Origin of the sequence: Mesorhizobium sp. WSM4307, from assembly GCF_007003945.1 — a bacterium.
In the GTDB taxonomy this organism is placed as follows: domain Bacteria; phylum Pseudomonadota; class Alphaproteobacteria; order Rhizobiales; family Rhizobiaceae; genus Mesorhizobium.
This window is the reverse complement of the sequence record NZ_VFTB01000001.1, coordinates 544,585-570,601: the sequence shown is the minus strand read 5'-3', so window position 1 is coordinate 570,601 and position 26,017 is coordinate 544,585. Positions and strand designations below refer to the sequence as shown.

Genomic DNA, 26,017 nt, shown 5'->3' with positions numbered 1-26,017 from the left:
ACAAGAGCGGCCACATCGGCGCGGTCGGCCTTGGCAGCGTGAATGCATAAATAGCCTCTTGTTAGATTGTCGACAATCTGATTGTCTTGCCGCTGTACTCGCTGGAGTGGGCCGGATGGTGAAGACGGATTTCAGCCCGATTGCCGATACGACGCGTCGCGCCGAAATCGTCGCGCTGCTGCGGCGCGCCATCCTGACCGGGCAACTGCAACCCGGCCAGAAGCTCAACGAGCTCAGAATCTCCGAACAGATGCGGGTCAGCCGCGCGCCATTGCGCGAGGCGATGCGCGAGCTGGTGCAGGAAGGCATCCTGACCAGCATCCCCTATGCCGGCACCTTCGTCATCGACGTCACCGCCAAGGACATCGACGATGCTTATTCGCTCAACCAGGTGCTCGACGAGTTCGCCATCGAACGGACATGGCCACAGCGCGACCAGCGTTTCTTCGACGAACTTGACCGGCGCCACGAAGCGGTGAAACAGGCGACACGCAACCTCGACACCACAAGGCAGATCGAAACGGCGCTGCAACTGCATGGCCTGATCTATGAGTGGGCCGACAATTCGGTGCTTCTGGAAACCTGGCAGCGGCTGACCAGCCGGCTGCAAATGTATTTCGCGCTGCACCAGCATGCGCGCAACGAACCGGTGCCGGCCGAAGACGTCCATGAAACCTACGTGCACCTGATGAAGGGCGCCGATATGCGCGCTGCCCAGCGTCACGCACGAGAACATATCAATCTCGACTTCGAGCAGTTGCTCTCTTATGCGCGCAGCCTCGAACAGCGCCTGTCGAAGGGCGCCTGACCAATTCCCAGACATCGCAGCCAGCGGACAGACAGAGTGCAGATCAAATCCATCAAAGCCTACCGTGTCGTGCAGCCCTTCGTGGACGGCCCCTACCGCATGTCCAAGGGGCGCCAGGCCGACGCCTTCGACGCGGTGATCGTCGCCGTCACCGCCGACAGCGGCCTGACCGGCTGGGGCGAGATGGCGCCGCTCGGCAATTTCTACTCGGCCGCGTTTCCGGCGGGAACACGCGCGGGCGTGCCGGAAATCGCGCCGCATCTCATCGGCCACGACCCGCGCGGGCTGGCCAGGATCGGCCGGCTGATGGACACGGTGTTCAAGGGCCATCCCTATATCAAATCGGCGCTCGACATGGCGTGCTGGGATCTCGCCGCGCGCGCCGCCGATGTGCCGCTGGTGACGCTGCTCGGTGGCAAGGAGAGCGATATGGCGGAGACCTACCGGGTCGTCACCCACGGCACGCTCGATCAGATGGCGGCACTGGCAAAAAGGATCATCGCCGAGGGCTGTCGCCGTCTGCAGGTCAAGGTTGGCGGCAACGTGCACGACGACATCGAGCGAGTGACGACAGTCGCCTCGGCGGTGCCGAAAGGTACGGTGATTTTCTGCGACGCCAATGCCGGCTGGACACCCTACCAGGCCCGGCAGTTCGCCGATGCCACGCGTGGCATCGACTACACGTTCGAGCAGCCCTGCACGACGCTCGAGGAGAACATGTCGGTGCGCCGCATGCTCGACAAGCCGATGGTGCTCGACGAATCCGTCACCTCGCTGGAGGAGATGCTGGAGATTCATCGCCTGGGCGCGGCCGACGGGCTGACGCTGAAGATCTCGCGGCTGGGTGGCGTGACGAAGACGCGCCAGATCCGCGACGTTGCCGTCGACCTCGGCTTCATGATCACTGTCGAGGACACAGGCGGCGCCGAGATCGACACGGCAGCGATGGCGCATCTGTCGCTGTCGACGCCTGAGGAGCGCCGGCTGCATGCCATTGCCTTCCATGAATGGGTGACGGTGCGCACGGCCTTCAACGCCCCGCCGGTCACCGGCAGCCATATGGGCATTCCGGACGGCCCCGGCCTCGGCATCGATGTGGATCCGAGCCTGCTCGGCAAGCCTTTCTTCGAGGTCGGCTGAGATGAAGATCCGAGGCATCACGGCCACACCGATCAATCTTCGTCTCGAAGCACCCTATGGCTGGGTGTTCGGCGAGCTCGACGGTTTTTCGCAGACCATTGTCGAGGTCGAGACCGAGGATGGGCTGGTCGGCCTCGGCGAGGCGCCGACGCCGGCGGCGGCCGCAATCATCAATGATGTTCTGGCCGAGCGCCTGGTTGGCCGCGATGCCTTCGACATCGCCGGCGCCGAGCATGTCTGCCTGCCCTACTGGACCGGTGTGCAGTCGATCAACGACCGCACCCGCATCATGGGTTTCGGCGCGATCGAGATGGCACTGTGGGACCTGCGCGGCAAGGCGTGGAACCAGCCGCTCTACCAGCTGCTCGGCGGCGCCGTGCGCAAGGACATCCCGTTCACCGACTATTTCTCGATGCGCGGCGACGGGCCCGATGTGAAAGGCGAGACGACGCCGGAAGAAGTCGCCGATTATTGCGTCGAACTGCACGAGACGCATGGTACGACCTTCTTCGAAGGCAAGTTCTCGACCGAAGACCCGAAAGTCTCGCTGAGAATGGTCGAGCTGATCCGCGCAAAGCTCGGCGACGAGGCGATGATCCGCATCGATTCCAACCAGGCCTATTCGCTGGCGACGGCGCGGCGGCTGGCGCGGCCGCTCGAAGAGCTCGGCGTGCGCAACTGGGAGGATCCGGTGGCGACCATCGAGGAGATGCGGCAGCTGCGGCAACATTGCTCGATCCCGTTCTCCACCCACAACATCGACATTGCGCGTGCCATGGACCTCAAGGTTCCGGATGCCTTCGTCGGCAATCCGACGGCGCATGGCGGCATCGGCCGCCTGCTGCGTTTCGTCGGCGCCTGCGAGCATGCCGGCGTCGATTTCTGGTGCTACAGCGGCGACAGCGGCATCGGCAGCGCCGCCTACCTGCACCTGTGCGCGGCGCTCGGCTGGATCCGGGAGCCCAACCAGTCGCTGTTTCGCATGCAGCCCATGGACATCACCGAGGAAGGGCCATTTTCGCCGAGGAACAATGTCGTGCACGTCCCGGAAGGTCCCGGTCTCGGCGTCACCTTGTCGCGGAAAAACCTCGCGGCCTGCCATCGCGATTTCGCCGATAACGGCCCGTGCAACAAATATCACGACCCGGCGAAGCCCGGCACATATCGCCGCCTGCCGCTGAACTAGGAGAACGAGAAGGGAAAGGAGACGTCGTCAAGAAACAAGCCGCCGCCGCGATTGGGTCGCGACGGCAGGACCGGATGGGTGGAAACATCCTCAAGAAAATCTGACCGCTTCGCCGCAACGATCGGATGGACCGGATAAAGCCGCATGCTACAGTCCCGGTCGACCGACTTCGTTGACGGCCGGGGCAAGGAGAACTCCACGGAATTTCGTCAACCGGAAGTGCTTTCTTCAGCCATAAGAAACAAGGGGAAAGGGTTAAACCCATGAGCAAGAACCACCGCATTCTCGACCTGATCCGACGCAATCGCTCGCCGCTCGAAAACCATCTCATCGACGGTCTCGTCGACGGCCGTGTCAGCCGCCGCGACTTCATTCGCCACGGCAGCCTGCTCGGCCTGTCGCTGCCGCTTCTGGGCGGCATCACCACCGCTGCCGGCTTCAGTGGCATGCCGTCGCTCGCCCGCGCGCAGGGCGCGCCTGGCGCGACCATCCGTGTCGGCAGCAGCGTGCCGGCGGCAACCATCGACCCGGTCACCATCGCCGATGCCGGCGGCCTGCTGATCCTGCAGCAGGTTGCCGAATTCCTCTGCGTCGACGGCCCCGACCTGGTGCTCAAGCCGGCGCTGGCCGAAAGCTGGAAGCCGAACGACAACGGCACGGTGTGGACCTTCAAGCTGCGCAAGGGCGTCAAATTCCACTCCGGCGGCGAGATGAAGGCCGACGACGTCGTGGCCAGCATCGACCGCCTCGCCGACCCGGCAAACTCGTCCAACGCCCTGTCGGTGTTCACCGGCATCCTGCAGAAGGGCGCCACCAAGAAGGTCGACGACTACACGGTGGAGTTCCATCTCGACGCGCCGAACGGCAACTTTCCCTACATGGTGTCGTCGGACAACTACAACGCCGTCATCATCCCGGCGAGCTACAAGGGCGACTACGAGAAAAGCTTCGACGGCACGGGCCCGTTCAAGGTCGAGAAATACACGGCCAAGGTCGGTGCGTCCTTCGTCCGCAACGAGGACTATTGGGGCGAAAAGGCGCTGCCGGAGCGGACCGAATTCACCTTCTTCGCCGACATGCAGCCGCAGATCCTGGCGCTGCAGGGCGGACAGATCGACATCATCAACCAGATGCCGGTGCTGGCCGGCGTCGCCCTGCTCAATGATCCGAGCGTCGACATCATCAGCCTGAAGTCGTCGGCCCACCAGCAACTGCATATGCGCTGCGACGACGGCCCGCTGAAGGACGCGCGCGTGCGCCGTGCCATCGCGCTCTGCCTCGACCGCGACAAGCTGGCCGCAGGCCTGATGAAGGGTCGCTCGGCGCTCGGCAATGACAGCCCGTTCGCGGCCGTCTACCCTTCGACCGATACGAGCATACCGCAGCGCAAGCAGGACATCGCGCAGGCCAAGCAGCTGATGGAAGCGGCCGGCGCCGGCAAGGGTTTCAAGGTAACGCTGACCACCGAGCGCTACCTGGAAATTCCCGAATACGCCCAGCTGATCCAGAACTGGGTCAAGGAGATCGGCATCGAGCTGGAGCTCAACATCCTGGACCAGGGCGCGTATTACGGCGACGCCGTGTTCGGCAAATCGAACTGGCTGGATTCGGTGATGGGCATCACCGACTATGGTCACCGCGGCGTGCCGAACGTGTACCTTGCCGCACCGCTGAAGAGCGACGGCACCTGGAACGCCGCGCACTTCAAGAACAAGGACTATGACACGCTGGCGACCAGCTATATCGCGGCGCTCGATCTCGAGGCGCAAAAGGCGACGGCGGGCAAGATCCAGAAGCTGCTGCTCGAGGAAACGCCCGTCATCTTCGGCTATTTCTACGACTACCTGACGGCAACGGCGAAAGGCGTGGCCGGCGTGCAGCCGACCGCCATGTCGCAGCTGTTCCTCGAAAAGGCATCGAAGGCCTAAAACGAAAAAGGGAAAGCCAATCCTCTAACAGCCAGCTCCCGCGCGGGGGCTGGCTCCACAAGGAGTCTTAGCCATTCTCTCCTTCTTTGCACGGCGTGTGTCGCTGTCGCTGGTTACATTGTTCCTGCTCAGCATCATGGTGTTCCTGGGCGGCCAGGTGCTGCCCGGCAATGTCGGGCGCGCGATCCTGGGGCCGTTTGCCGACCAGCGCGCGGTCGATGCGCTCAATCATACGCTGGGCGTCGATCGGCCGCTGCTCACCCAATATGCGACCTGGATCTGGAATTTTATCCGGGGCGACATGGGCACGTCCTACATCTTCCGCTCGCCGGTGGCGCCGTTCGTCATCGATGCCTTGGGCAATTCGATGAAGCTGGCCGCGGTCGCCTTCGTCCTGGTGGTGCCGATCGGCATTCTGGGCGGGGTGGTGGCGGCACTCAACCTCAACCGCCCGCTCGACCGCATCATCAGCCTGGGCGGTCTGTCGGTGACGGTGCTGCCGGAGTTCGTCACCGGCATCATCCTGATCCTGATCTTCGGCGTGTGGCTGCGCTGGCTGCCGATCTCGGCGGCATGGCCGAAGAACGCCGGCTTCTTCACCCAGCTCCACTATCTGATCCTGCCGTCGCTGCCGCTGTTCCTGGTCCTGTTCGGCTATATCGCGCGCATGGCGCGCTCCGGCATGATCGAGGCGCTCGATTCCGACTATACGCGAACGGCCGTGCTCAAGGGCCTGCCCTGGCGCACGGTGATCTGGCGGCATGTGCTGCGCAATGCGCTGCTGCCGACCATCACCGTCATCGCCACCCAGACCGGCTATCTCATCGGCGGCCTGGTGGTGATCGAGACGCTGTTCCGCTACCAGGGCATCGGCTCACTGATTTTCACCGCCGCGCGCGGCAAGGATTTCCCGATGCTGGAATCCGGCATCCTCACCATCGGCATCGTCTATGCGGTGGCGACATTGATCGCCGACTTCCTCTATTCCGTGCTCAATCCACGCATCCGGCTGGGGTCAGACCAATGAGCGCCGTCCAGACCACCTCTTCCCCGCAAGACGACACGCGCCGGCGCAGCCCCATGGCGGAAGTCTTCTTCTCGCTCATGCGCTCGCGAACCTTCCTTGTCGGTCTTGCCATCGTGCTGTTCTGGGTCGCCTGCGCGCTGTTCGGCGAGCACTTCGCGCCCTACGACCCGCTTGCCGACGACATCATCAACGCGCTGGCGCCGCCGTCGTCCGAACACTGGTTCGGCACCGACCAGATCGGCCGCGACGTCTTCTCGCGCGTCATCGTCGGCTCGCGCGACATCCTCACGGTCGCCCCGCTGGCGACCTTGCTGGCGACGATCGCCGGCACGGCACTCGGCCTGCTCACCGGCTATTTCCGCGGCATCGTCGACGATGTCGTCAGCCGCATCCTGGAAGCCTTCATGGCCATCCCCGTGGTCATTGTCGCGCTGCTCGCCATCGTCGCGCTCGGCACGTCCAAGGCCACCGTCATCGTCGTCATCGGCTTGAGCTTCGCGCCGATCATTGCGCGCACCGTGCGCTCGGCGGTGCTGGCCGAGCGCGAACTCGATTATATCGCCGCCGCGCAGTTGAGGCACGAGAGCGCCTTCCACACGATGTTCGTCGAGATCCTGCCCAATGTCATCCCGCCGATCCTGGTCGAGACCACCGTGCGGCTGGGCTACGCCATTTTCGCGGTCGCCACGCTCTCCTTCATGGGTTTTGGCATCCAGCCGCCCTCGCCCGACTGGGGGCTGTCGATCTCCAGCAATTACGGCATGATCGGCGGCGGCTTCTGGTGGACGGTGCTGTTCGACGCACTCGCCATCGCCTCGCTGGTGATCGGTGTCAACCTTGTGGCCGACGGCGTTCATGGAGCGCTCAATGACTAACTCCTCAAAGGCTGAAAACGCCCTCGAGCTGCACGATCTGTCGGTCGCCTACCGGGTGGCCGGGCGCAACCGCGCCGTGCTGCGCAATCTCAGCCTCAACATCAGGCAAGGCGAGGCCTATGGGCTGGTCGGCGAGTCCGGCTGCGGCAAATCCACCGTGGCGCTCACCGTCGTGCGCTATTTGCCAAGAAACGGCTCGATATCGGGCGGCGCGATCTCGCTCGACGGTCAGGACGTCATGAAGCTCGATGCCGAGGCCTTGCGGCGCGCCCGCGCCGAAAGCGTCTCGATGGTCTATCAGGATCCCGGCAAGGCGCTGAACCCGTCGATCCGCATCGGCCGGCAACTGACCGAGATCTTCGAGCTTGGCGGGATCACGGGACAGGCAGCGACTGACCGCGCCATCGCCATGCTCAACCGCGTGCGCATCTCCGATCCGCCAAGCGTCATGCAGCGCTATCTGCACCAGCTCTCCGGCGGCATGCAGCAGCGGGTGGCGATCGCCATGGCGCTGGCCAACGATCCCTCGATGCTGATCCTCGACGAACCGACCACCGGCCTCGACGCGACGGTCGAGGCCGAGGTGCTCGACCTCATCGCGCAGCTCAGGCAAGAGCTGTCGGCCTCGATCCTGTTCATCAGCCACAACCTCGCCGTCGTCTCCAACATGTGCGACCGCGTCGGCGTGCTCTATGCCGGCATGCTGGTCGAGGAAGGGCCGACGGATGTCGTCTTCAACGATCCGCGCCATCCCTATACGGTCGCGCTCCTGCGCTGCCTGCCACGCGGCGGCCAGCGCAAGGACCAGGGCCGGCTCGACACCATTCCGGGCTTCCTGCCGGGCATAGGCGCCGACATCAAGGGCTGTGCCTTTGCCGACCGCTGTGCGCTCGCCGACAATCGCTGCCGCACCGAATTGCCGCCGCTCTATGATCTGAGTGACGAGCGCGGCAAGCGGCTGTCGCGCTGCTTTCACCACGACAAGGCGCAAGCCCTGCCGCGCGCCACACCGAGCGATGTTGCGACAGCGCCCAAGCCGACAACCGCACCGGTGCTGCGCGTCGCCGGGCTGAACAAGACCTATGCCAGCCACGGCCATCCCTTGCGCGCCGTCAAGGATGTCTCGCTCGATCTAAGGCCCGGCGAGACGCTGGGGCTGGTCGGCGAATCCGGCAGCGGCAAGACCACCTTCGCCAGGCTGCTGCTCGGCCTTGTGCCGCCCGATGACGGCGGTACCATCGAACTCGAGGGCAAGGCGCTGGCGCCGAAGCTGGAGAACCGTGGCGACGACCAGGTCAAGGCGATGCAGATCGTCTTCCAGAACCCGGACTCCGCGCTCAACCGCTCGCATTCAATCCGCCACATTCTCGGCCGTGCCTTGAAGCGGCTGGCCGGCCTCTCCGGCAAGGCCCAGGAGGCGCGCCTCGACGACCTCGTCCGCTCGGTGCGCCTCACCGACCGGCATCTCGCCGTCAAGCCGCGCCAGCTGTCAGGCGGCCTCAAGCAGCGCGTCGCCATTGCGCGCGCCTTCGCCGGTGATCCGCGTATCGTCGTCTGCGACGAGCCGACCTCCGCGCTCGACGTCTCCGTCCAGGCGGCGATCCTCAACCTGCTCGCCGACCTGCAATCCAAGGAAGACGTCAGCTACATCTTCATTTCGCACGACCTTGGCGTGGTGCGTTACCTCTCCGACAAGATCGCCGTGCTCTATCTCGGCCGCATCATGGAGATCGGCCCATCGGAGGAAGTCTTCTCCGGGCCGCATCATCCCTATACCGAGGCGCTGCTGTCGGCGGTGCCCAAGCTCGACCAGACCGAGACGGCGCGCATCCGGCTCGACGGCGAGATCCCGAGCGCCACCAACCCGCCGTCGGGTTGCGTCTTCCACACGCGCTGCCCGCGCAAGATCGGTCCGATCTGCGAGCAGCAGGAGCCGCCGCTGGCCGAGGCACAGCCCGGCCACTCGATCCGCTGCCACATCCCCTACCCGGAACTTGCCAGGCTGCAGAAGGCAGCCGTGACTGAACCGGCATAGCAAGGCATCGCCGGCCGGTTAGCTCAGGCCGGCCATGCCCAGGGAACGGTCGCCTTCCGAAAAACCCTGTTCGCTGGTCCAGTCCCTGGCCAGCGAGCGCAAGCCCGTCAGCGCGACATCCAGAACATCCGACGAGACGGGATTCGATGGATAGGCGAGATAGATCGGCCGCTGAAACACCGGTGTGTTGTCGATACGCCGCATCTCGCCGCGCTCGATATGGCCGCTGACGGCGCTGAGCGGCAGATAGGCCGCCGCTTGACGCGACAGCACATGCTGCAGCCCGATGAAGACCAGGCCGGCGGAAATCGCCGGCTTGACCATGCCGGCAAAGGCGCGGTCGTGTTCGATGCGGAATTCGAGCCCCCAGTCCATCAGTATGTAGTTTTCAGTCCACGGCTTGGTCTGCGCCGCATGCTGGACGAGCACGACCTGATCCACGGCCAGCGTCTCATAAACGATGCCGGGATGCGGGCGCGGCAGATAGAGGATGCAGATGTCGAGCAGGCCTTCCGCCAGCTGGTCGATGGCCAGATCCGGAAAACTGCCTTCGAGCCGAAGGGCCACGTTCGGCCGCCTGGCCCGCATCCACTCGACCCATGGCGAGGTGATGCGCTCCCACAGATAGGCGGGAGCGGTCAGCCGCAGCAGGCTGTCATAGCCGTCGGGAACGGCGATGTCCTGCCTCGATTGCTCCCAGGTGCGGGTGATGGAAGAGGCGTGCGGCAGGAACTGCCGGCCGGCCGGCGTCAGCGTGACGCCGTCGCGGTCGCGCACGAAAAGCCGGCGCCCCAACTGTTCCTCCAGCCCCCTGATCCGCGCGCTGACAGTGGACTGCGCAAGGTTGAGCCGGCTGGCCGCGACGGTGAAGCTGCCATGCTCGGCGACCTCCAGGAAACTGCGCAGGTTCTCGGTATCCATGGCTTACACCTTGCATCGAAAATTTCGATGGACCCTATCAAAAAATATCGCTTTCCGGTCGCGGTCAACAATGACCTAAATGGCCGATCCCCGAAGAGCAAGCGAGGAATGCAGCCATGCCAAGGCATTTCATGACGATCGACACTGCTCGCAAGAACCTGACCGCAATCGAAAATTCCGCTGTCGACGACTTGCTGGCCGGCAGGCTCGACCGCCGCGATTTCCTGCGCCACGGAAGCGTGCTCGGCATTTCCCTGCCGTTCCTGGGCAGCCTTGTCGCGGCCGCCGGCCTCGGCACGCAACAAGTCCGCGCCGAGGGCAAGCCGGGCGGCACGGTGCGCGCGGGCGTGGCGACACCGGGCGGCGCCATCGACCCGGTCACCTACTATGACAGCGGCAGCTACCAGCTGGTTTTCCAGACCGCCGAATTCCTTTGCATCACGCAGCCGGATCTCACCTTGAAGCCGGTGCTGGCGGAAAGCTGGTCGCCGAACGCGGACGGCAGTGTGTGGACCTTCAAGCTGCGCAAGGGCGTGAAATTCCACAATGGCGAGGACTTCAAAGCCGACGACGTGGTGGCGACCTTCGACCGCCTCGCCGATCCCAACGGCGCCTCGAACGCGCTTTCGGTATTCAAGGGCCTGCTGTCGAAGGGCGGCACGCAGAAAGTCGACGACCACACCGTCGCCTTCCATCTCGACGCGCCGAACGGCAGCTTTCCCTATTCGGTGTCGATCGACAATTACAACGCCGTCATCCTGCCGGCGAGCTACAAGGGCGACTACGAAAAGACCTTTGAGGGCACCGGGCCGTTCAGGCTGGAGAGCTACACGCCGAAGGTTGGCGCGACCTTCATCCGCAATCCCGACTATTGGGGCGAGAAGGCGCTGCCCGACCGGCTCGAGTTCAAATTCTACGGCGACGTGCAGCCGCGCATCCTGGCGCTGCAGGCCGGCGAGGTCGACGTCCTCGACGCCGTGCCGCTCGACGTCAGCCAAGTGGTGCTGAACAGCCCCGACATCACGGTGCTGCGTGTCGCCTCGACCGCGCATCGCCAGCTGCACATGCGCTGCGACACCGGTCCCTTCACCGACAAGCGTGTGCGCCAGGCGCTGGCGCTCAGCATCGACCGCTCCAAGCTTGTCGACGGCCTCTGCCGCGGCATGGCGGCCACCGGCAATGACAGCCCGTTCGCACCGGCCTTCCCCGCGACCGACAAGTCCGTGCCGCAGCGCGTCAAGGACATCGCCAAGGCGAAGCAGCTGATGGAGGCGGCCGGCCTCGCCAGCGGCTTCGACATCACCCTGACGACGCTGCGCTATTCAGACATTCCAGGCTACGCGCAGCTGTTCCAGAATTTCGCCAAGGAGATCGGTGCCCGCATCGCGCTCAACATCGAGGACCAGGACAAATATTACGGCAAGGCGGTGTTCGGCCAGTCGGACTGGCTGGACAGCCCGTTGGGGATCACCGACTACGCCCATCGCAGTGTGCCGAACGTCTTCCTCAAGAGCCCGCTGGTCAGCGATGGCCCGTGGAACGCGGCGCATTTCAAAAACACTGCCTATGACGGCATGGTCGCCTCCTACCTCAAGGCACTCGATATCGGCGCACAGGGCGCGGCGGCCTCCGACATCCAGAAGCTGCTGCTCGACGAGACGCCGGTCATTTTCAGCTATTTCCCGGATCTGCTGGTGCCGGTGCGCAAGAACGTCAGCGGCCTGCCGCCGATCGCCGCCGGCCTGCTGCTCGATCGCGTGTCGCTGGGATAGAGACTGGATTGGACAATTCCGCTTTCGGGCGGCGAGACTATCCGCTGGCAAGGCTGCGAAGAGCGATGGGGGCCATCGTTCGAGCGGCTCGATGCACGGAAAACCCGCCGCCCGGAAACCCTCAGCGGCACCATGGCTCAATGCAGGTTCATCTCGCTGTGCGCCAACGCTCGATGACAAAAGACAAGAAACGGGAGACTACCATTCGCAAGCCTCATTTGCGCGGTCGCGGACCGCATTTCCCCTTGCTCGACAATATCGTGCAGTATGAGTTCGAGCCGGGCTATGTCGCCTTCACCATGCCGACGCAGAAGCGGCTGCGTGTGCAGGTGGGATCGATGATCGTCGCCGATACGACCAAGGCGCTGGTGCTCTACGAATCCGATCATCTGCCGGTTTACTACTTTCCGGTGAGTGACGTGCGCGAGGAGTTCCTGCTGCCGAGCAGGACGACGACAGAGAGCCCGTTCAAGGGCGTCGCCACGCATTATTCGCTGAACACCGGCATCACGCTGGTCGAGGATGCCGCCTGGCGTTATCTGGATCCGGTCAAGGGATCGCCGCTGCTTTCGGACCACATGTCCTTCTATTGGCCCAAGATGACGCACTGGTATGAGGAAGACGAAGAGATCTTCGTCCACGCCCGCGATCCGTTCCGCCGGGTCGACTGCCTGCCCTCCTCGCGACGGGTGCAGGTCATCCTAGACGGCGAACAGGTCGCCGATTCACACCGCGGCGTGTTCCTGTTCGAAACCGGCCATCCGGTGCGCCACTATCTGCCGATCTCGGACACGCGGCTCGATATGTTCGCGCCCAGCCGCTACATTTCGCGCTGCCCCTACAAGGGCATCTCCAACTACTATCACGTGACGACGCCCAAGAAGCGGCACGAGAATCTCGTCTGGTACTATCCCGAGCCGGTGCATGAGGCCGAGCGCATCAAGGGACTGGTCTGCTTCCACCACGAACTGGTCGACAAGATCCTGGTCGACGGCGTCGAGATCCCGAAGGAAGCCACCGCTGCGTCGGACGGCTATTTCTAGGCATCGCTGCCCCTGCCGGCTTGCGCATTGAGCGCTTGATCGAAACATGGCGCAGCGCATACCTTCCCTGAAACGGGAGGGCTATCGATGGATCTTTTCAAGCTGGACGGCGATGTCGCGCTGGTTACCGGTGCCGGCAGCGGCATTGGCCAGGCAATCGCAATTGGATTGGCCGAGGCAGGAGCCAACGTCGCGTGTTTCGGTCATGCATCGAAAGGCGGGCTGGAAGAAACCGCGCACCAAATCACGGCACTCGGGCGCAAGGCTTTGGTGCTGACCGGCACGGTCACTTCGGAGAGCGATCTGGCGGCGGCAATCGATCGCGTCGAGGTCGAACTCGGTGCATTGACCGTTGCCGTCAACAATGCCGGCATCGCCGGTTCGGAACCGGCCGAGACCTTGTCGCTCGATAAGTGGCAGAAGGTGCACGAGGTCAACGTCGCCGGCGTTTTCCTGTCCTGCCAGGCCGAAGCCCGCAAGATGCTGGCGCGCCGCAAAGGCTCGATCATCAACATCGCCTCGATGTCCGGCTCCATCGTCAATCGGGGATTGACGCAGGCGCACTACAATTCGTCGAAAGCCGCCGTCATCCACATGTCGAAGAGCCTTGCAATGGAATGGGCGGACCGGGGCTTGCGCGTCAATGTCATCAGCCCCGGCTATACGCTGACACCGATGAACAAGCGGCCGGAAGTGGCGGAGGAGATCAAGATCTTCAAGCGCGACACGCCGATGGGACGCATGGCAGCGCCTGAGGAAATGGTCGGGCCGACGGTGTTCCTGGCCAGCCGCGCGTCGAGCTTCGTCACCGGCCTCGACCTGATCGTCGATGGCGGCTACGTCTGCTGGTAGGGCCGCATCTCGCCGAACTTCGCCTGCAGTCTCAATTTGTGCATCTGCGAAGCGTTAGTCGTTGCGTAAGATGAACGTTGGTATATATAATTTCATCCCATGAAAGGGCTTGGCGAGATGGGGGCTTGCCATGCCGACAGCCGAGATCATGGGACCTTGATGGCTTGCACCTTGCAGGGCGCCGCAAGACTGGCAATTGATCCGCGGATGGTCGCTCCACCAGCGGTCTGTCGGCAGCCATGACGCGGACGGCATATTCCATCGTCACGAGAATTGAGCACCATCTTGCCTGCGCTGGCCAAAGCCAGGGCGACAATTTTGGCGCCGACGGCCTTGCGCAGCGAACCGCCTTTCCAACACAATCAAGAAAAGCCGCAAGAAGGGAACGACCGATAACCGTCACAGCTTGAAGGAGAACAAGCATGTCATTTCGCAGTCGAGTTTCAAAACTATCGATTGGCGCCGTCGCGCTCGCAACGTTAAGCCTGCTCACACCTTCCGCCCGGGCCGCCGCACCGGAATCCAATGACCCGATAAAGATCGCGCTGTTCGACTGGACCAGCGTCAATCTCAACGCCAAGATCCTCGGCGGCATCCTGGAAAAGCTCGGCTATACCGTTGAATACCCGACCGCCGACTATCTCTCCAGCCTGACCACCGGCCTCACCAATGGCGACCTCGATGTCGGTCTGGAATTCTGGGACACGACTGCCGGCGAGGCGATGAAGGCCTCCGATGCGACCGGCCAGACGGAGCGCCTCGGCAAGCTCGGCCCGAAGGCCAAGGAAGAGTGGTGGTTTCCCGAATATATGAAGGAGAAATGCCCGACACTGCCGGACTGGCATGCCTTGCTCGACGCCGCATGCGCGGCGTCATTCTCGACAGCGGAGACCGCTCCAAAGGGGCGCTATCTCGGCGGCCCGGTGACTTGGGAAGGCTTTGACGACGAGCGTGTCGCGGCGCTGAAACTGCCCTTCACCGTCATCCATGCCGGCACCGATGCGGCAATGTTCGCCGAACTCGATTCCGCCTATCAGCGCAAGGCGCCGATCATGCTGTGGATCTATTCGCCGCACTGGGCGCCGGCCAAGTACAAGGGCGAGTGGGTGCAATTCCCGGAATACACGCCCGAATGCTATAATGATCCGAAGTGGGGCGTGAACCCCGACGCCAAATATGATTGCGGCAAGCCGCACGGCGAGATCTGGAAATACTCCTGGTCCGGCATGAAGGACAAATGGCCGGTCGCCTATAAGGTGGCCAAGGCCTTCACGATCGACACCGACGAGCTCAACAAGATGAGCGGCGATATCGATCTCGGCGGCAAGACGCCGGAAGATGTCGCCGCCGCCTGGATCGCCGCGCATGAGGCAGACTGGAAAGCCTGGGCGCAGTGATCGTTCCGACTGGAAAAATGGGGCCTGGCCGTTGATCGGCCGGGTCTCAGGTCTTGATGTTCCAGAAGGATGATTGGATGACGACTGAACAGGGATCGACACAACCAGGCACCAACGATCGCCCGGTAAAGCTTGCCTGCCGCAATGTGTGGAAGCTGTTCGGAGTGAACGCAGCCAGCTTCATCCGCGAGCGCGACGGCAGGGCTAGCATGGCCGATGTCACTGCTGCCGGACTGGTCGGAGCCGTGCGCGCGGTCGATCTCGAAATCCGCCAGGGCGAGATCTTCATCATCATGGGGCTGTCGGGCTCCGGCAAATCGACATTGGTGCGCTGCATGTCGCGACTGGTCGAGCCGAGCCATGGCAAGATTGAATTCGAGGGCAAGGACCTGCTCAAGATTTCCGATGCGGCGCTCATCGAATTGCGCCGCCACCGCATGGGCATGGTGTTCCAGAATTTCGCGCTGCTGCCGCATCTCAATGTGCTGGACAACATCGCCTTTCCGCTCAGCATCCAAGGGCAGGACCGGGCAACGCGCGAGGCGCGCGCGCGCGAAGTCATCGATCTGGTCGGCTTGCGCGGCCGCGAGCATTTCTACCCACGCGAATTGTCCGGCGGCCAGCAGCAGCGCGTCGGCATCGCCCGCAGCCTGGCGACCAAACCGGAGATCTGGTTCCTCGACGAGCCGTTCTCCGCCCTCGATCCGCTGATCCGCCGCGAAATGCAGGACGAGCTGATGCGGCTGCAGACCATGCTGCACAAGACCATCGTCTTCATCACCCATGATTTCGACGAGGCCATCCGGCTGGCCGACCGTATCGCCATCATGAAGGATGGCGAGGTCATCCAGATCGGCACGCCGGAGGAGCTGGTGGTCAATCCGGCGACCGACTATGTCGCAGAATTCACCCGCGACGTCGACCGCGCCAAGGTGATTTCCGCGTACAGCCTGATGCGTGCCTGCGATGGTTCGGAGCATGGTGGCACGGTTTCGCCGGATGCCAAGATCGCCAGTTTCTCGGCAAGCATCGTTTCAGCCGGCAAGCCGTTCGCCGTGGTCAACGGCACCGGCAAGCCGATCGGCGAAGTGACGCCGCAAGCGGTCATCGACCTGCTGGCCGGCATCGAGCACGCAAGAGCCGACGCATGACGGTGACGGCAAGCGCCAGCGAGCCGAGGCCGCCGCTTCAGCGCTGGCTGCTGGTCTGGGCGGCGGCCCTTGCCGCTGTGCTGTTGGTGTTCCTGTTGCAGGACAGCGTCCCTTGGGCTGTCGACTATCCGGCCAACGCCGTCGTGCCGGTCGCCGACTGGGTCAGCGCGCTGATGGGCTGGATCAAGTCGAACCTGTCATGGTTGACCCGCTCGATCACCGCGCTCCTCGGCGTGCCGCTCGATTTCGCGCTCAATCTCTTGGCCAAGAACTTCAAAATCGGCCACGGCGCGGATGCCTATGTCCTGCCGCGCCTGTCCTGGGTTGGCGTCTGCGCTGTCGCCTTCCTCGCCGGGCATGCCGTGGGCGGCCGGAAACTCAGCCTGCTGGTCGGCGGCTGTTTCCTCTACATCGCGCTGTTCGGCCAATGGACCAGCGCCATGCTGACGCTGGCGCTGATCTCCATTGCCGTGCCGTTCTGCATCGCCACCGGCCTGTTCGCCGGCATCTGGGCCTGGCGCAAGCCTTGGGCGGAGAGGCTTATCGTCTCCCCTGCCCTCGACCTGATGCAGACGATCCCGACCTTCGCCTATCTCATCCCGATGCTGCTCCTGTTCGGCAACAGTCCAGTGTCGGCGATGATCGCCACCGCCATCTTCGCCACGCCGCCGATGGTGCGGGCGGCGATGCTCGGCCTCACCCGCATGCCGCTGGAGATCGGCGAATTCAGCGACATGGCCGGCTGCACGGCGCGGCAGAAACTGTGGCGGGTGCTGTTGCCCTCGGCGCGGCCGACGCTGATGGTCGGCGTCAACCAGGTGATCATGCTGGCGCTCAACATGGTCATCATCGCCTCGATGATCGGCGCCGGCGGCCTCGGCTACGACGTGCTTCTGGCGCTGCGGGCGCTGAAGGTTGGCGAGGCGATGGAGGCTGGTCTCGCCATTGTGGCGCTGGCGATCGCGCTTGACCGGCTGAGCCAGGCCATCGCGCATAACCAGGCGAAGGGCCATGTTCATCAGGCGGTGAGCCCGAGCCTCTGGCGGCGCCATCCCAATCTGTCGCTGGCCATCGCCATCCTTGCCGTCACCACGCTGCTCGGCCTGTTCGTGCCGGCCCTCGCGGCGGTGCCGAAGGCGATCACCTTCACCACCGCGCCGCTGTGGAAGGCGGCGGTGAACTGGGTGACGATCAATTTCTTCGATGCGATCGAAGCCTTTCGCGTTGCGCTGATCCTCAACGTGCTCAACCCGGTGCGCGCCTTCTGCGAAGGCTTTCCGTGGCTAGGCGCGGTGTTCCTGCTCGGCCTTGCCGGCTATCAGCTTAGCGGCCTGCGGCTGGCCGCCCTAGTCGCCGCGCTGACCGGTTTCTGCGCGATCACCGGGCTGTGGGAAAAGACCATGGCGACGGTCTATCTCTGCGGCATCTCGGCCTTCATCGCCTGCCTGATCGGCATCCCGATCGGGCTGATGGCAGCGCGTAGCGACCGTTTCGAGAAGATCGTCACGCCCATCATCGACACACTGCAGGTACTGCCGTCCTTCTGCTTCATCATCCCGGTGGTGATGCTGTTCCGCGTCGGCGACGTGACCGCCATGATTGCAACAATAGCCTTCGCCGTGGTGCCGGCGATCCGCTACACCAATCACGGGATAAGACAGGTGCCGCCGGCTCTGATCGAGGCGGCCAAGGTGTCGGGCTGCACGCCGCGCCAGACCTTCTTTCGCGTGCAATTGCCGCTGGCGCTGCCGGAGATCATGCTCGGCGTCAACCAGACCATCCTGATGGCGCTGGCGATGATCATCATCTGCGCCATGGTCGGCACGCGCGATCTCGGCCAGGAGGTGTTCATCGCGCTGTCCAAGGCCGATTCCGGCCGCGGCATCGTCGCGGGCCTGGCCATCGCCTTCATCGGCATCGTCGCCGACCGGCTGTTCAACGCCTGGACGGCGAAGGCGCGGGCAAGGCTGGGATAGGCAGCGTCGCGGCTACTCCGCCGCGACGCCCTTCACCTCGAGATAGCTCTCCATGGAATCGTCCAGCGCCTGCAGCCAGGGCGTGTGATGCAACGGCGCCATGGTGCCGGTCATCAGCGAGCGGTAGGCATGGTCGCGGAAGCCCATAATGTCTTCCGCCTTGTGGTGTTCCCACTCCATGAAGGTCTGGTTGACCGCCTCGACATCGAAGCCGGGATAGTCGGTCTGGTCCATCAGTTCCTTGGTGTAGTCGCCCTGGAACCAGATCATCTGCTCGGCGTCTTCCAGCGTTTCCTCGCGCGCCCGCCACTTCGCGCCGTGCGCTGCCATCGCCTCGGCCGACGGCAATTTGATGCGGCCCATGATGACATCGCGGGCGAACCAGGCCTGCGCGTCGAACATGTTGAAGGTGTAGAACTGGTCCTGCATGCCGATATAGAACAGCTTCGGATTCTTTTCCCACACCACGCCTTCATAGAGATCCAGCGGCCACATGCGGTTGGCGGTCTTGAGCTTGAGGTCGTCGGTGAGGAAGGGGAAGGAATGGAGATAGCCGGTGCACAGGATGATGGCGTCGACATCCTTTGACGTGCCGTCCTTGAAGTACGCGGTCTTGCCGACGACCTTCTGCAGGAGCGGCACTTCCTTCCAATTCTCCGGCCATCTGAAGCCCATCGGCTTCGAACGGTAGCTGGAGGTGATCGACTTGGCGCCGTATTTGTAGCATTGCGAGCCGATGTCCTCGGCCGAATAGGAGCGGCCAATGATCAGGATATCCTTGCCCTTGAATTCCATGGCGTCGCGGAAATCATGGCTGTGCAGGATGCGGCCGTTGAAGGTGGCGAAACCCTCGAAATAGGGAACGTTGGGCACCGAGAAATGCCCTGAGGCGACGACGACGTTGTCGAACTCTTCGGAATAGGTGACGTCGTTGGCGCGGTCATGCGCGGTGACGGTGAATTTCTTGGTTTCGTCCGAGAAGGTCACCATGCGCACCGGGCTGTTGAAGCGCACCCATTTGCGCAGGCCCGATTTTTCGACGCGGCCCTTGATGTAATCCCACAGCACTGCGCGCGGCGGATAAGAGCCGATCGGCCGGCCGAAATGCTCCTCGAAAGTGTAGTCGGCGAATTCCAGGCATTCCTTCGGGCCGTTCGACCAGAGGTAGCGGTACATCGAGCCATGCACGGGATCGCCATGCTCGTCGAGGCCGGTGCGCCAGGTATAGTTCCACAGGCCACCCCAGTCCGACTGCTTTTCGAAGCAGACGATTTCGGGGATGTCGGCGCCCTTGTCTTCAGCCGACTTGAAGGCCCTGAGCTGTGCCAGGCCGGACGGTCCGGCGCCGATGACGGCAACACGAGTTTTCATTTCCAGGGCCTCCTCATTTTTGATTTCCCCAGCGAAACAAATTTCACTGACAGTGACACTAATTGGCCCTTCGGTGCTGTCAACAGACATCTGCGGGAACGGCGTTTGCCCGCAAAGGATTCCTGGCGAAAAACCTTCGCGGACAGAATCCATGGGATCGTCCGATGGACTTAAGACAGCTTGCCGACACAGCCGCGCTGCTGTATCGCCACCTGACATGTTCACCTTGAGTGAAATAAATCCGCGAAGTCCGGGGGCGACATGGCGAAAGACAGTTCCAAGGCCGGGCTTGCCGGCGCCAAGCCGAAGCCCCAGCCAAAGGTCTCGGCGGACGGCAAGACCATCCGCGCACCACTGACGCAGAACCCGCACGCCATCCGCGACACACGCGAGAAGGTGCTGGAGGTGGCCATCGGCCGCGAGGTGCGGGCGTTCCGCAAGAAGCTCGGCATCACCGTCGCCGATCTCGCCGTCGCGACCGACATTTCACTGGGTATGCTGTCGAAGATCGAGAACGGCATCACCTCGCCGTCGCTGACCACGCTGCAGGCGCTGTCGCGGGCGCTCGGCGTTCCGGTCACCGCCTTCTTCCGCCGCTTCGAGGAGGAGCGCAGCGCCGTCTTCGTCAAAGCCGGCGAAGGGCTGGATGTCGAGCGCCGCGGCACGCGCGCCGGCCATCAGTACAATCTGCTCGGCCATATCGGGTCGAACACCAGCGGCGTCGTCGTCGAACCCTACCTGATCACCCTGACCGAAGATTCGGACGTGTTCCCGACTTTCCAGCATGAGGGCATGGAGTTCCTCTATATGCTGGAGGGCGAAGTGGTTTACCGGCACGGCAGCAACCTCTACCCGATGAAGCCCGGCGACAGCCTGTTCTTCGACGCCGACGCGCCGCACGGACCGGAGCAGCTGACGAAACTGCCAATGCGGTATTTGTCGATCATCTGCTATCCGCAGAACAGCGCGGGGTGAGGTTTTCTGTCGACACTTTAAAGTTCGACGAGGGATTGATCGGCTATCGCGCAGGCTTCCTTGGCCCACGCGACAAACACGTCTAAAAACTGACCCGAGATGTCAATTCTTTGATCACTCCACCGGAAAGTCATGTCTTTAGACGACAAGCCAAAGTGAATCGTTCGCACAAATCCATTTTCCTCAATCGGCTTTGGAGCATTCTTGCGAGATAGGTACAGCCGGTCGTCGATATGCTCAAAGTGATCCCTGGCCTGCTTGTAAAAGGTTAGGTCAAGCGCGCTCAAATGATTAGCCATTTTATTACCTAGGACTTTAGCTGCCAAGGCAATGCCATCCTTAACTCTGTCTACGGAAATTAGAAAAAAGTGTAGTTCCACTAGGGCCCGCCTAGGCTGCTTTGCCTGCCACGCTTCCATCATCAAAGCGTGTTGCCTCACCGCCGCATCAAGGTATCTCTCAACCAACACAATGCCATTGTGAAGTTGGCCAGTATGATCCTTCCGCATGTATCGGAAGGTATATTCGGGATTTTCGGTCATCGTGTCACATTATCCAAGCGGAGAAAGAAAATCAGGTCCCCGTTGAAATAGCAGCAGGCAGATTTCAATCAGGTCCAAACCCCAGTGACGTCGCACTCCCGTCATCCAACTTCGACAGCCATTCCACCAAGGTTGGCCGATAGCGTGTGAGCCCCTTGTAGGTGGCGAGTTCCTCGGGCAGATCGCGAATGACGCGGTGCAGGCGTCGCGCCCATTTCGGCTGCGTCACGAGTTCGTCCATCTTGATCAGGTAGCAGCGGATCGGGAAGACGATGCCGTTGGAGCGCGGCAGCCGCCAGAAGCTTTGCAGCTCGACGCGCAGATGCACCTTGTCGCCGACATTTTCGGGCGTCACGGTTGTCCGGTCCGGACCCCATTTGTGGTAATTTTCCGGGCTGGTATCGAGGCGCGGATTGATGGTCATAGTCCAGTTGAGGCGCCGCGCCGGCTTACCCTGCTGGATGTTGGTGAGGAATTTCAGCGCCCTGGTGAAAATGCCCTTCTCATGCGCCAGCGGCACCGGTGCGTGCCACTCGAAAAAATTCATGCCGATGTCGAAATCGAGCGACCAATCGGCCTGGGTGGTGACCATGCCGGCATCCATCCACAGATTGCCGTCGCGCTGGTCGAGGATGCAGAAATCGCCCTGGCTCTGGCGGGTGATGTATTCCATCGGACCGTAAGGCAGGGTCGAGGTGTCGCCGAAGGTGAAGGTGTCGTCGATGCCGAGCGGCCGGTTGATCCAGCGCCAGCGGTCGCCGTCCCGCGTCAGCGTGAAATGTTCGGGATAGCCAAGGGCTTGCTGTTCCATCAGCAGTTCGAGCAGATCCCAGCCGGCCAGCGTCATATGCGGCAGCGACTGGCAGCGCAGCGGATCCTCGGCCAGCACCAAAGCGCGGTCCTGCATCTCGGCGACGTAGTGCTCGTCGACATCGATCAGGTTCTCCAGCACGCTGCCCTTCGGCCCGACGACATGCGGCTCGATGTTGACCGCATACATGTAGGCGTCTTCATGGAACGGGAACGGGAACCGCCTGATGTGCTCCGGGCTGTTCCTGAAGGTGAAGTCGTCGCGGAAGGTTTCCTTGCGAAAGGTGATGCCCAAGCTCGCCTCCTATCTTTCCAGCACCAGCGACCGGCCCTCGAAGCGCGACACGCACGGCATGATCTTGCAGCCGGAGCGATGGTCGTCCTCGCTCAGCCAGTGGTCGTTGTGGATGAACTTGCCATCGTAGGAGATCACGTTGGTCTCGCACTGGCCACAGACGCCGCCGCGGCAGAGATAGGGCGGGTCGACCCCGGCCGCCTCGATCGCTTCCAGCAGGCTCAGCTGTTCATCGACGCGGATGGTCTTGCCGCTGATTGCCAGCGTCACATCGAACGGCAGGCCGGGCTGGGGTGCCGCGAAATGCTCGAAATGCACGGCCTCCGATGGCCAGCCCAAGGCGGCCGCGCGGTCGCGCACCCAGTTGATCATGCCGGCCGGGCCGCAGACATAGAGATGCGTGCCGAGCGGCTGCGTCGACAGCAATCGATCAAGATCGATGCGCTCGTCACGGTCGTCATGGTAGAGCCTGATGCGCCTGTCGTAGCGCTCCCGCAGCACGTCGGCATAAGTGCCCAGAGAGGCGGTCCGGCAGGTGTAGTGCAGTTCGAAATTGCCGCCCTCGCCCGCCAGTTGCGCGGTCTGCGCCATGAAGGGCGTGATGCCGATGCCGCCGGCCAGCATCAGGTGTTTCCTGGCACGCAAGTCGAGCGAGAACAGATTGACGGGATAGCTGATCACCATCTCCAGGCCCGGCTTGACGGACCGGTGCATGAACAGCGAGCCGCCACGCCCGACATCGTCGCGGCGCACCGAGATCGTGTATTCGCGCGTGTCGAGCGGCGAACCCATCAGCGAATAGGGATTGAGCCGGGTGCGATCGCCGTCGCGCATCTCGACCACGACATGGGCGCCGCCGGAAAAGGTCGGCAACAGCTCGCCGTCGCGCCTGCGGAAATGGAAGCGGGTGACCAGTTCGTTGACCGGAACGACGTCGCTGACGACGACATCGAGTTTTGTGGTGCCGGTGCTCATGGGAAGGCCTCCTCCATTGGAGGAATCTCCGAGCGATCCTCGGCATTGATGCAGACGCCCTGGAAAGCGGCGAGGCGCCGCGAATAGTGATCGCGCACCAGAAGCAGCAAGCCGCAATGCGAACAGGTCGATGGCTGTGTCGTGACGTTCTCGGTGATGCCCTTGCAGTGAACGCACTGCATGCGCCTGGCCAGCGAGCCACGATGCTCCGTCTGCATGGAGGTGTGGTCGATGCCGGCTTCGAGCGCCACCTGCATGGCCTGGCCGATCAGTCCCTCGGTGCCGGCGAGGTAGAGGCGCAAGCCCATATGGGCATTGCCCAGCGTCTGCTTCAGCCTCGGCAGCAGGCTGGCGAAGGATGGCGCCTGATGAAACTGCGCCGGCCTCAGCGCTTCGAGGGCGGCGACGTGTTTGTTGTCCGGCCCTGGGATAAAGTCGATTTCGGCGCCATCGAAGAACCCGGCAGGCGCTTTTGCGGCCATGTCTGAAATAGCGAGCGCACCTTCGGCATCGGCGATGAAAAGATGGTGTTTGCCGGGCTGCGGAGAGAGCGTTCCGTAGACCGGCCGGCTGATGATGCTTTTTGCTGCCATTTAAATCTTCGTGCCTCGAACCCCTCGCTGTTGATTATGCCTCAGCCTTTCGCCGTGCGCTTGGTCTTTTTGGGATCGTCGAACGGCAATGGCTGCGCCGTCGCCTTGATCGACCCGCTCTTGTTGCGGATTTCGAGCTTGGTGTCCTTGACCGCGCAGTCGACGTCGAGGCGGGCGATGCCCATCGATTTCTTGACCAGCGGCGAATACATGGCGCAGGTCACCACGCCGACCTTCTTGCCGTCGCGATAGACCGGCGCGCCTTCGTCGGCCGGCTCCTTGCCGTCGAGCAGCACGCCAAAAATCTTGAAGCGCTCCTTGCCCTTCAAACGGTAGTGTTCCTCGGCTCCGCGAAAGCCGGTCTTGCCGGGACTGACGGTAAAGTCGAGGCCGAGTTCCCACAATGTGTCGCCGGGGCCTTCATTCTCGAACGGATATTTTTGCGAATTGTCGTAGGGATAGAACAGCAGGTAGCTTTCGACGCGCAGCATGTCGAGCGTGGTGAAGCGGCAGGGAATGATGCCAACGCTCTTGCCTTCGTCGAGAATCCTGTCCCAGATCGTGCCAGCATCCTGGCCACGGCAGAAGATCTCGTAGCCGCGCTCGCCGGTGTAGCCGGTGCGCGAGATCATGACGGGCAAGCCGAACAGCTGCGTCTGCATGTGATGGAAATAGTTCAGGTCGCGAATCCCCGGCACATGCTTGGCCAGATAGTCGACCGCGGTCGGTCCCTGCAGCGACAGATCGTGCAGATTGTCGTCGAAGCGTAGCGAGACATCGCGGCCCATCGCGGCGCGCTGCAATTCCTCATGGCCGGTGCCCGAGCCATGCACGACCATCCAGCTGTTCGGGCCGGTGCGGTAGAGGATGCAGTCGTCGGTGAATTTTCCCGCCTCGTTCAGCATGCAGGCATAGGCCGATTTGCCGGGGTAGATCTTTTCCACGTCGCGGGTGGTCGCGAGATCGATGAGATGCGAGGCGTGCGGCCCTGTGATGTGCACCTTCTTCAGGCCCGACACATCCATCAGCCCGGCCTTGGTGCGGATGGCGATGTACTCCTCGTCGGCATCCTTGTCGTAGGTCCAGGCGGTGCCCATGCCGCTCCAGTCTTCGAGCTTCGAACCCAGCGCGCGATGGCGATCCGCCAGGGTCGAAAATCTCCAGGATGCCGTCATCCGCTCGTCCTCCGTTCAAAAATCCACTGTTCCCCGCTCCTTGGCGCGGTGGCCGGAGCTTTGGAGCGAATATTGACCGCAAACGCGGGAGAGCCGCAATCCCCTGAAAGCAAATAATTTCATTGTCAGGCAAAATTGACCGCCCCAAGCAAACAGTTAACTCAGCGTAAATTCGTCTTGACAATTGCGGTAAACGGCCTGAATTTATGAAAAAAATTTCACTCTCTTGAAAGAGAGCGACGCAAGGTGGATTCGGAACCGGGCGTCGAAAAAAGGGGACAAACCGATGTCAGACCTGCAGCAGCGCATCGAGGCGCTGTACCGTTCCGATTTGCGCGGATCCGCGTTGCTGATCGTCTGCCTGTGGGCGACGATCCTCTTCGTCCTGTTCATGACATGGCCGTACATCCCGCACGCCGGCATCAAGGCCGTCGTCGCGATTGCCGCCGCCGCCGTGCTGATCTTCAACACGGCCGCGATCCTGGCGATGGTCAAACACTACAAGGAAGACAAGGACTTCATCTACGGCCTCGACATCAAGAACGCCGACGCATCCCGCAACCGCCAGTCCTGAGGGGTACAAGAAATGTCCCGCTATACGCCGCCGGAGCAGAGCAAGGCCGGCCAGGTTTTCGATATCGTCGTCGTGGTTGTCGCCATCTTCGTGGCGTTGTGGCTGCCGCTGAAGCTCGGCCTTGCCGGAGCCGCCAAATCCATCGACGCGCTCGATGCCAAGACCTGGGAAGCGCTTGGCCAGAACCCGACCATGGCAGCCATCTGGGAGAAGCTCGGCTACACACCCGAGACTGCGCATGACATCATCCAGAATCGCTTCCACTATGTCATCGACTGGCCGACGCTGATCATCATGGCGGCGGTGCTGATCGGTTATTTCGTCTTCCTGTTCCGAGCCTCCGACCGCGAATATCGCGACGTCATCAACGAAAAATTCAACGACAAGTAAGAGTTCCGAAGGCAAGCAATCGGGGACGCACCATGTGGATTTCACTCTCTTACGCATGCTGGGGCATCTCGATCGTGCTCGCCCTGTGGATGCTCTACGACTGGTTCAAGGTCGACACGACCTATTCCGAAGACGTTCTGACCTCGTCACGCGAAGGCGAGCTTGAAGCCGTTTCCGAGAAACACCGGATTTGAGTGGGGACGAAC

At 62.6% G+C, this 26,017-nt stretch carries 25 protein-coding genes; 17 read left to right on the top strand and 8 right to left on the bottom strand.

From position 1 onward, the window contains the following. The first annotated feature begins 115 nt into the window (after positions 1 to 115). From FJV83_RS02570 to FJV83_RS02560, 3 genes are read left to right on the top strand one after another with little or no spacing between them, the layout of a single operon-like run. Entirely contained in the window at positions 116 to 808 is a 693-nt protein-coding gene (locus tag FJV83_RS02570) for a GntR family transcriptional regulator (RefSeq protein ID WP_095771117.1), read from the top strand. A gap of 36 nt (positions 809 to 844) precedes the next feature. Further along, the gene (locus tag FJV83_RS02565; protein WP_095771118.1) at positions 845 to 1,948 is read left to right on the top strand and encodes a mandelate racemase/muconate lactonizing enzyme family protein; all 1,104 of its coding nucleotides are present in this window, start codon (positions 845 to 847) and stop codon (positions 1,946 to 1,948) included. 1 nt (position 1,949) lies between these two features. Continuing rightward, positions 1,950 to 3,134 (top strand): mandelate racemase/muconate lactonizing enzyme family protein, encoded by a 1,185-nt coding sequence (locus FJV83_RS02560; protein WP_142884957.1) that lies wholly within the window; start codon positions 1,950 to 1,952, stop codon positions 3,132 to 3,134. Here the strand turns inward: FJV83_RS02560 and FJV83_RS36295 are convergent. After that, on the bottom strand, positions 3,131 to 3,280 hold the full coding sequence (locus tag FJV83_RS36295; protein ID WP_179295772.1) for a hypothetical protein: 150 nt from the start codon (positions 3,278 to 3,280) through the stop codon (positions 3,131 to 3,133). The genes FJV83_RS02560 and FJV83_RS36295 overlap by 4 nt on opposite strands. A gap of 117 nt (positions 3,281 to 3,397) precedes the next feature. Between FJV83_RS36295 and FJV83_RS02555 the strand changes: the two genes are divergently transcribed. The 4 genes from FJV83_RS02555 to FJV83_RS02540 all read left to right on the top strand — a co-directional run bounded on the left by FJV83_RS02555 (position 3,398) and on the right by FJV83_RS02540 (position 8,999). Then, a complete protein-coding gene (locus tag FJV83_RS02555) occupies positions 3,398 to 5,062 on the top strand; it encodes an ABC transporter substrate-binding protein (RefSeq protein WP_095786673.1) in 1,665 nt (554 codons plus the stop codon). Between the two features lie 73 nt (positions 5,063 to 5,135). Next, positions 5,136 to 6,089 (top strand): ABC transporter permease, encoded by a 954-nt coding sequence (locus FJV83_RS02550; protein WP_095771121.1) that lies wholly within the window; start codon positions 5,136 to 5,138, stop codon positions 6,087 to 6,089. Further along, positions 6,086 to 6,964 (top strand): ABC transporter permease, encoded by an 879-nt coding sequence (locus FJV83_RS02545; RefSeq protein WP_095771122.1) that lies wholly within the window; start codon positions 6,086 to 6,088, stop codon positions 6,962 to 6,964. The genes FJV83_RS02550 and FJV83_RS02545 overlap by 4 nt, the downstream gene beginning before the upstream one ends. Further along, the gene (locus FJV83_RS02540; RefSeq protein WP_142884956.1) at positions 6,957 to 8,999 is read left to right on the top strand and encodes an ABC transporter ATP-binding protein; all 2,043 of its coding nucleotides are present in this window, start codon (positions 6,957 to 6,959) and stop codon (positions 8,997 to 8,999) included. Before FJV83_RS02545 ends, FJV83_RS02540 begins: the two co-directional genes overlap by 8 nt. A gap of 18 nt (positions 9,000 to 9,017) precedes the next feature. Here FJV83_RS02540 and FJV83_RS02535 read toward each other — a convergent pair whose 3' ends face one another. Continuing rightward, positions 9,018 to 9,920 carry a LysR family transcriptional regulator gene (locus FJV83_RS02535; protein ID WP_095771124.1) on the bottom strand — a complete coding sequence of 301 codons (903 nt, stop codon included), beginning with the start codon at positions 9,918 to 9,920 and terminating at the stop codon, positions 9,018 to 9,020. Positions 9,921 to 10,036: 116 nt separating this feature from the next. Here FJV83_RS02535 and FJV83_RS02530 point away from each other — a divergent pair, with 116 nt between their 5' ends. The 6 genes from FJV83_RS02530 to FJV83_RS02505 all read left to right on the top strand — a co-directional run bounded on the left by FJV83_RS02530 (position 10,037) and on the right by FJV83_RS02505 (position 18,111). Further along, entirely contained in the window at positions 10,037 to 11,692 is a 1,656-nt protein-coding gene (locus FJV83_RS02530; RefSeq protein WP_142884955.1) for an ABC transporter substrate-binding protein, read from the top strand. A 245-nt stretch (positions 11,693 to 11,937) separates the two neighbouring features. Continuing rightward, positions 11,938 to 12,735, top strand: coding sequence for a DUF427 domain-containing protein (locus FJV83_RS02525; RefSeq protein ID WP_246691780.1), 798 nt, complete (start codon positions 11,938 to 11,940; stop codon positions 12,733 to 12,735). Between the two features lie 87 nt (positions 12,736 to 12,822). Further along, positions 12,823 to 13,587: an SDR family oxidoreductase gene (locus tag FJV83_RS02520; protein WP_142884953.1), complete on the top strand. Its 765-nt coding sequence runs from the start codon at positions 12,823 to 12,825 to the stop codon at positions 13,585 to 13,587. Positions 13,588 to 14,009: 422 nt separating this feature from the next. Continuing rightward, positions 14,010 to 14,984: an ABC transporter substrate-binding protein gene (locus FJV83_RS02515; protein ID WP_095771126.1), complete on the top strand. Its 975-nt coding sequence runs from the start codon at positions 14,010 to 14,012 to the stop codon at positions 14,982 to 14,984. Between the two features lie 77 nt (positions 14,985 to 15,061). Then, on the top strand, positions 15,062 to 16,135 hold the full coding sequence (locus FJV83_RS02510; RefSeq protein WP_142884952.1) for a glycine betaine/L-proline ABC transporter ATP-binding protein: 1,074 nt from the start codon (positions 15,062 to 15,064) through the stop codon (positions 16,133 to 16,135). Further along, positions 16,132 to 18,111, top strand: coding sequence for an ABC transporter permease subunit (locus FJV83_RS02505; RefSeq protein ID WP_142884951.1), 1,980 nt, complete (start codon positions 16,132 to 16,134; stop codon positions 18,109 to 18,111). Before FJV83_RS02510 ends, FJV83_RS02505 begins: the two co-directional genes overlap by 4 nt. A 12-nt stretch (positions 18,112 to 18,123) precedes the next feature. Here the strand turns inward: FJV83_RS02505 and FJV83_RS02500 are convergent, their stop codons facing one another. After that, positions 18,124 to 19,482 carry an NAD(P)/FAD-dependent oxidoreductase gene (locus FJV83_RS02500; protein WP_095786678.1) on the bottom strand — a complete coding sequence of 453 codons (1,359 nt, stop codon included), beginning with the start codon at positions 19,480 to 19,482 and terminating at the stop codon, positions 18,124 to 18,126. 261 nt (positions 19,483 to 19,743) lie between these two features. On the opposite strand from FJV83_RS02500, the gene FJV83_RS02495 reads away from it, so the two are divergent. Beyond that, positions 19,744 to 20,457, top strand: a complete 714-nt coding sequence (locus FJV83_RS02495; RefSeq protein ID WP_064983208.1) for an XRE family transcriptional regulator — start codon at positions 19,744 to 19,746, stop codon at positions 20,455 to 20,457. Between the two features lie 17 nt (positions 20,458 to 20,474). On the opposite strand, the gene FJV83_RS02490 is transcribed toward FJV83_RS02495, so the two are convergent. The 5 genes from FJV83_RS02490 to FJV83_RS02470 form a co-directional block, all read right to left on the bottom strand. Continuing rightward, positions 20,475 to 20,999 (bottom strand): hypothetical protein, encoded by a 525-nt coding sequence (locus FJV83_RS02490; protein ID WP_095771129.1) that lies wholly within the window; start codon positions 20,997 to 20,999, stop codon positions 20,475 to 20,477. 64 nt (positions 21,000 to 21,063) lie between these two features. Further along, positions 21,064 to 22,104: a DUF3445 domain-containing protein gene (locus tag FJV83_RS02485; RefSeq protein ID WP_142884950.1), complete on the bottom strand. Its 1,041-nt coding sequence runs from the start codon at positions 22,102 to 22,104 to the stop codon at positions 21,064 to 21,066. A 9-nt stretch (positions 22,105 to 22,113) separates the two neighbouring features. Beyond that, positions 22,114 to 23,079, bottom strand: a complete 966-nt coding sequence (locus FJV83_RS02480) for a PDR/VanB family oxidoreductase (protein WP_142884949.1) — start codon at positions 23,077 to 23,079, stop codon at positions 22,114 to 22,116. After that, positions 23,076 to 23,672 carry a dimethylamine monooxygenase subunit DmmA family protein gene (locus FJV83_RS02475; protein WP_095791256.1) on the bottom strand — a complete coding sequence of 199 codons (597 nt, stop codon included), beginning with the start codon at positions 23,670 to 23,672 and terminating at the stop codon, positions 23,076 to 23,078. The genes FJV83_RS02480 and FJV83_RS02475 overlap by 4 nt, the downstream gene beginning before the upstream one ends. A 41-nt stretch (positions 23,673 to 23,713) precedes the next feature. Then, positions 23,714 to 24,847 (bottom strand): aminomethyltransferase family protein, encoded by a 1,134-nt coding sequence (locus FJV83_RS02470; protein ID WP_142884948.1) that lies wholly within the window; start codon positions 24,845 to 24,847, stop codon positions 23,714 to 23,716. A 286-nt stretch (positions 24,848 to 25,133) separates the two neighbouring features. Here FJV83_RS02470 and FJV83_RS02465 point away from each other — a divergent pair, with 286 nt between their 5' ends. The 3 genes from FJV83_RS02465 to FJV83_RS02455 are packed head-to-tail and all read left to right on the top strand — an operon-like array spanning position 25,134 to position 26,005. Next, positions 25,134 to 25,421, top strand: a complete 288-nt coding sequence (locus tag FJV83_RS02465; RefSeq protein ID WP_095771134.1) for a hypothetical protein — start codon at positions 25,134 to 25,136, stop codon at positions 25,419 to 25,421. Between the two features lie 12 nt (positions 25,422 to 25,433). After that, positions 25,434 to 25,811, top strand: a complete 378-nt coding sequence (locus tag FJV83_RS02460; RefSeq protein ID WP_095771135.1) for a hypothetical protein — start codon at positions 25,434 to 25,436, stop codon at positions 25,809 to 25,811. 32 nt (positions 25,812 to 25,843) lie between these two features. After that, positions 25,844 to 26,005: a hypothetical protein gene (locus FJV83_RS02455; protein ID WP_019856863.1), complete on the top strand. Its 162-nt coding sequence runs from the start codon at positions 25,844 to 25,846 to the stop codon at positions 26,003 to 26,005. Positions 26,006 to 26,017 lie beyond the last annotated feature (12 nt).

What these genes read in the sequence shown, in the direction of transcription:
- FJV83_RS02570 (WP_095771117.1), top strand. Translation starts at nt 116, where the DNA reads ATGGTGAAGACGGATTTCAGCCCGATTGCCGATACGACGCGTCGCGCC.
- FJV83_RS02560 (WP_142884957.1), top strand. Translation starts at nt 1,950, where the DNA reads ATGAAGATCCGAGGCATCACGGCCACACCGATCAATCTTCGTCTCGAA.
- FJV83_RS36295 (WP_179295772.1), bottom strand. Translation starts at nt 3,280, where the DNA reads ATGCGGCTTTATCCGGTCCATCCGATCGTTGCGGCGAAGCGGTCAGAT.
- FJV83_RS02555 (WP_095786673.1), top strand. Translation starts at nt 3,398, where the DNA reads ATGAGCAAGAACCACCGCATTCTCGACCTGATCCGACGCAATCGCTCG.
- FJV83_RS02545 (WP_095771122.1), top strand. Translation starts at nt 6,086, where the DNA reads ATGAGCGCCGTCCAGACCACCTCTTCCCCGCAAGACGACACGCGCCGG.
- FJV83_RS02540 (WP_142884956.1), top strand. Translation starts at nt 6,957, where the DNA reads ATGACTAACTCCTCAAAGGCTGAAAACGCCCTCGAGCTGCACGATCTG.
- FJV83_RS02535 (WP_095771124.1), bottom strand. Translation starts at nt 9,920, where the DNA reads ATGGATACCGAGAACCTGCGCAGTTTCCTGGAGGTCGCCGAGCATGGC.
- FJV83_RS02530 (WP_142884955.1), top strand. Translation starts at nt 10,037, where the DNA reads ATGCCAAGGCATTTCATGACGATCGACACTGCTCGCAAGAACCTGACC.
- FJV83_RS02520 (WP_142884953.1), top strand. Translation starts at nt 12,823, where the DNA reads ATGGATCTTTTCAAGCTGGACGGCGATGTCGCGCTGGTTACCGGTGCC.
- FJV83_RS02515 (WP_095771126.1), top strand. Translation starts at nt 14,010, where the DNA reads ATGTCATTTCGCAGTCGAGTTTCAAAACTATCGATTGGCGCCGTCGCG.
- FJV83_RS02510 (WP_142884952.1), top strand. Translation starts at nt 15,062, where the DNA reads ATGACGACTGAACAGGGATCGACACAACCAGGCACCAACGATCGCCCG.
- FJV83_RS02505 (WP_142884951.1), top strand. Translation starts at nt 16,132, where the DNA reads ATGACGGTGACGGCAAGCGCCAGCGAGCCGAGGCCGCCGCTTCAGCGC.
- FJV83_RS02500 (WP_095786678.1), bottom strand. Translation starts at nt 19,482, where the DNA reads ATGAAAACTCGTGTTGCCGTCATCGGCGCCGGACCGTCCGGCCTGGCA.
- FJV83_RS02495 (WP_064983208.1), top strand. Translation starts at nt 19,744, where the DNA reads ATGGCGAAAGACAGTTCCAAGGCCGGGCTTGCCGGCGCCAAGCCGAAG.
- FJV83_RS02490 (WP_095771129.1), bottom strand. Translation starts at nt 20,999, where the DNA reads ATGACCGAAAATCCCGAATATACCTTCCGATACATGCGGAAGGATCAT.
- FJV83_RS02480 (WP_142884949.1), bottom strand. Translation starts at nt 23,079, where the DNA reads ATGAGCACCGGCACCACAAAACTCGATGTCGTCGTCAGCGACGTCGTT.
- FJV83_RS02475 (WP_095791256.1), bottom strand. Translation starts at nt 23,672, where the DNA reads ATGGCAGCAAAAAGCATCATCAGCCGGCCGGTCTACGGAACGCTCTCT.
- FJV83_RS02470 (WP_142884948.1), bottom strand. Translation starts at nt 24,847, where the DNA reads ATGACGGCATCCTGGAGATTTTCGACCCTGGCGGATCGCCATCGCGCG.
- FJV83_RS02465 (WP_095771134.1), top strand. Translation starts at nt 25,134, where the DNA reads ATGTCAGACCTGCAGCAGCGCATCGAGGCGCTGTACCGTTCCGATTTG.
- FJV83_RS02460 (WP_095771135.1), top strand. Translation starts at nt 25,434, where the DNA reads ATGTCCCGCTATACGCCGCCGGAGCAGAGCAAGGCCGGCCAGGTTTTC.
- FJV83_RS02455 (WP_019856863.1), top strand. Translation starts at nt 25,844, where the DNA reads ATGTGGATTTCACTCTCTTACGCATGCTGGGGCATCTCGATCGTGCTC.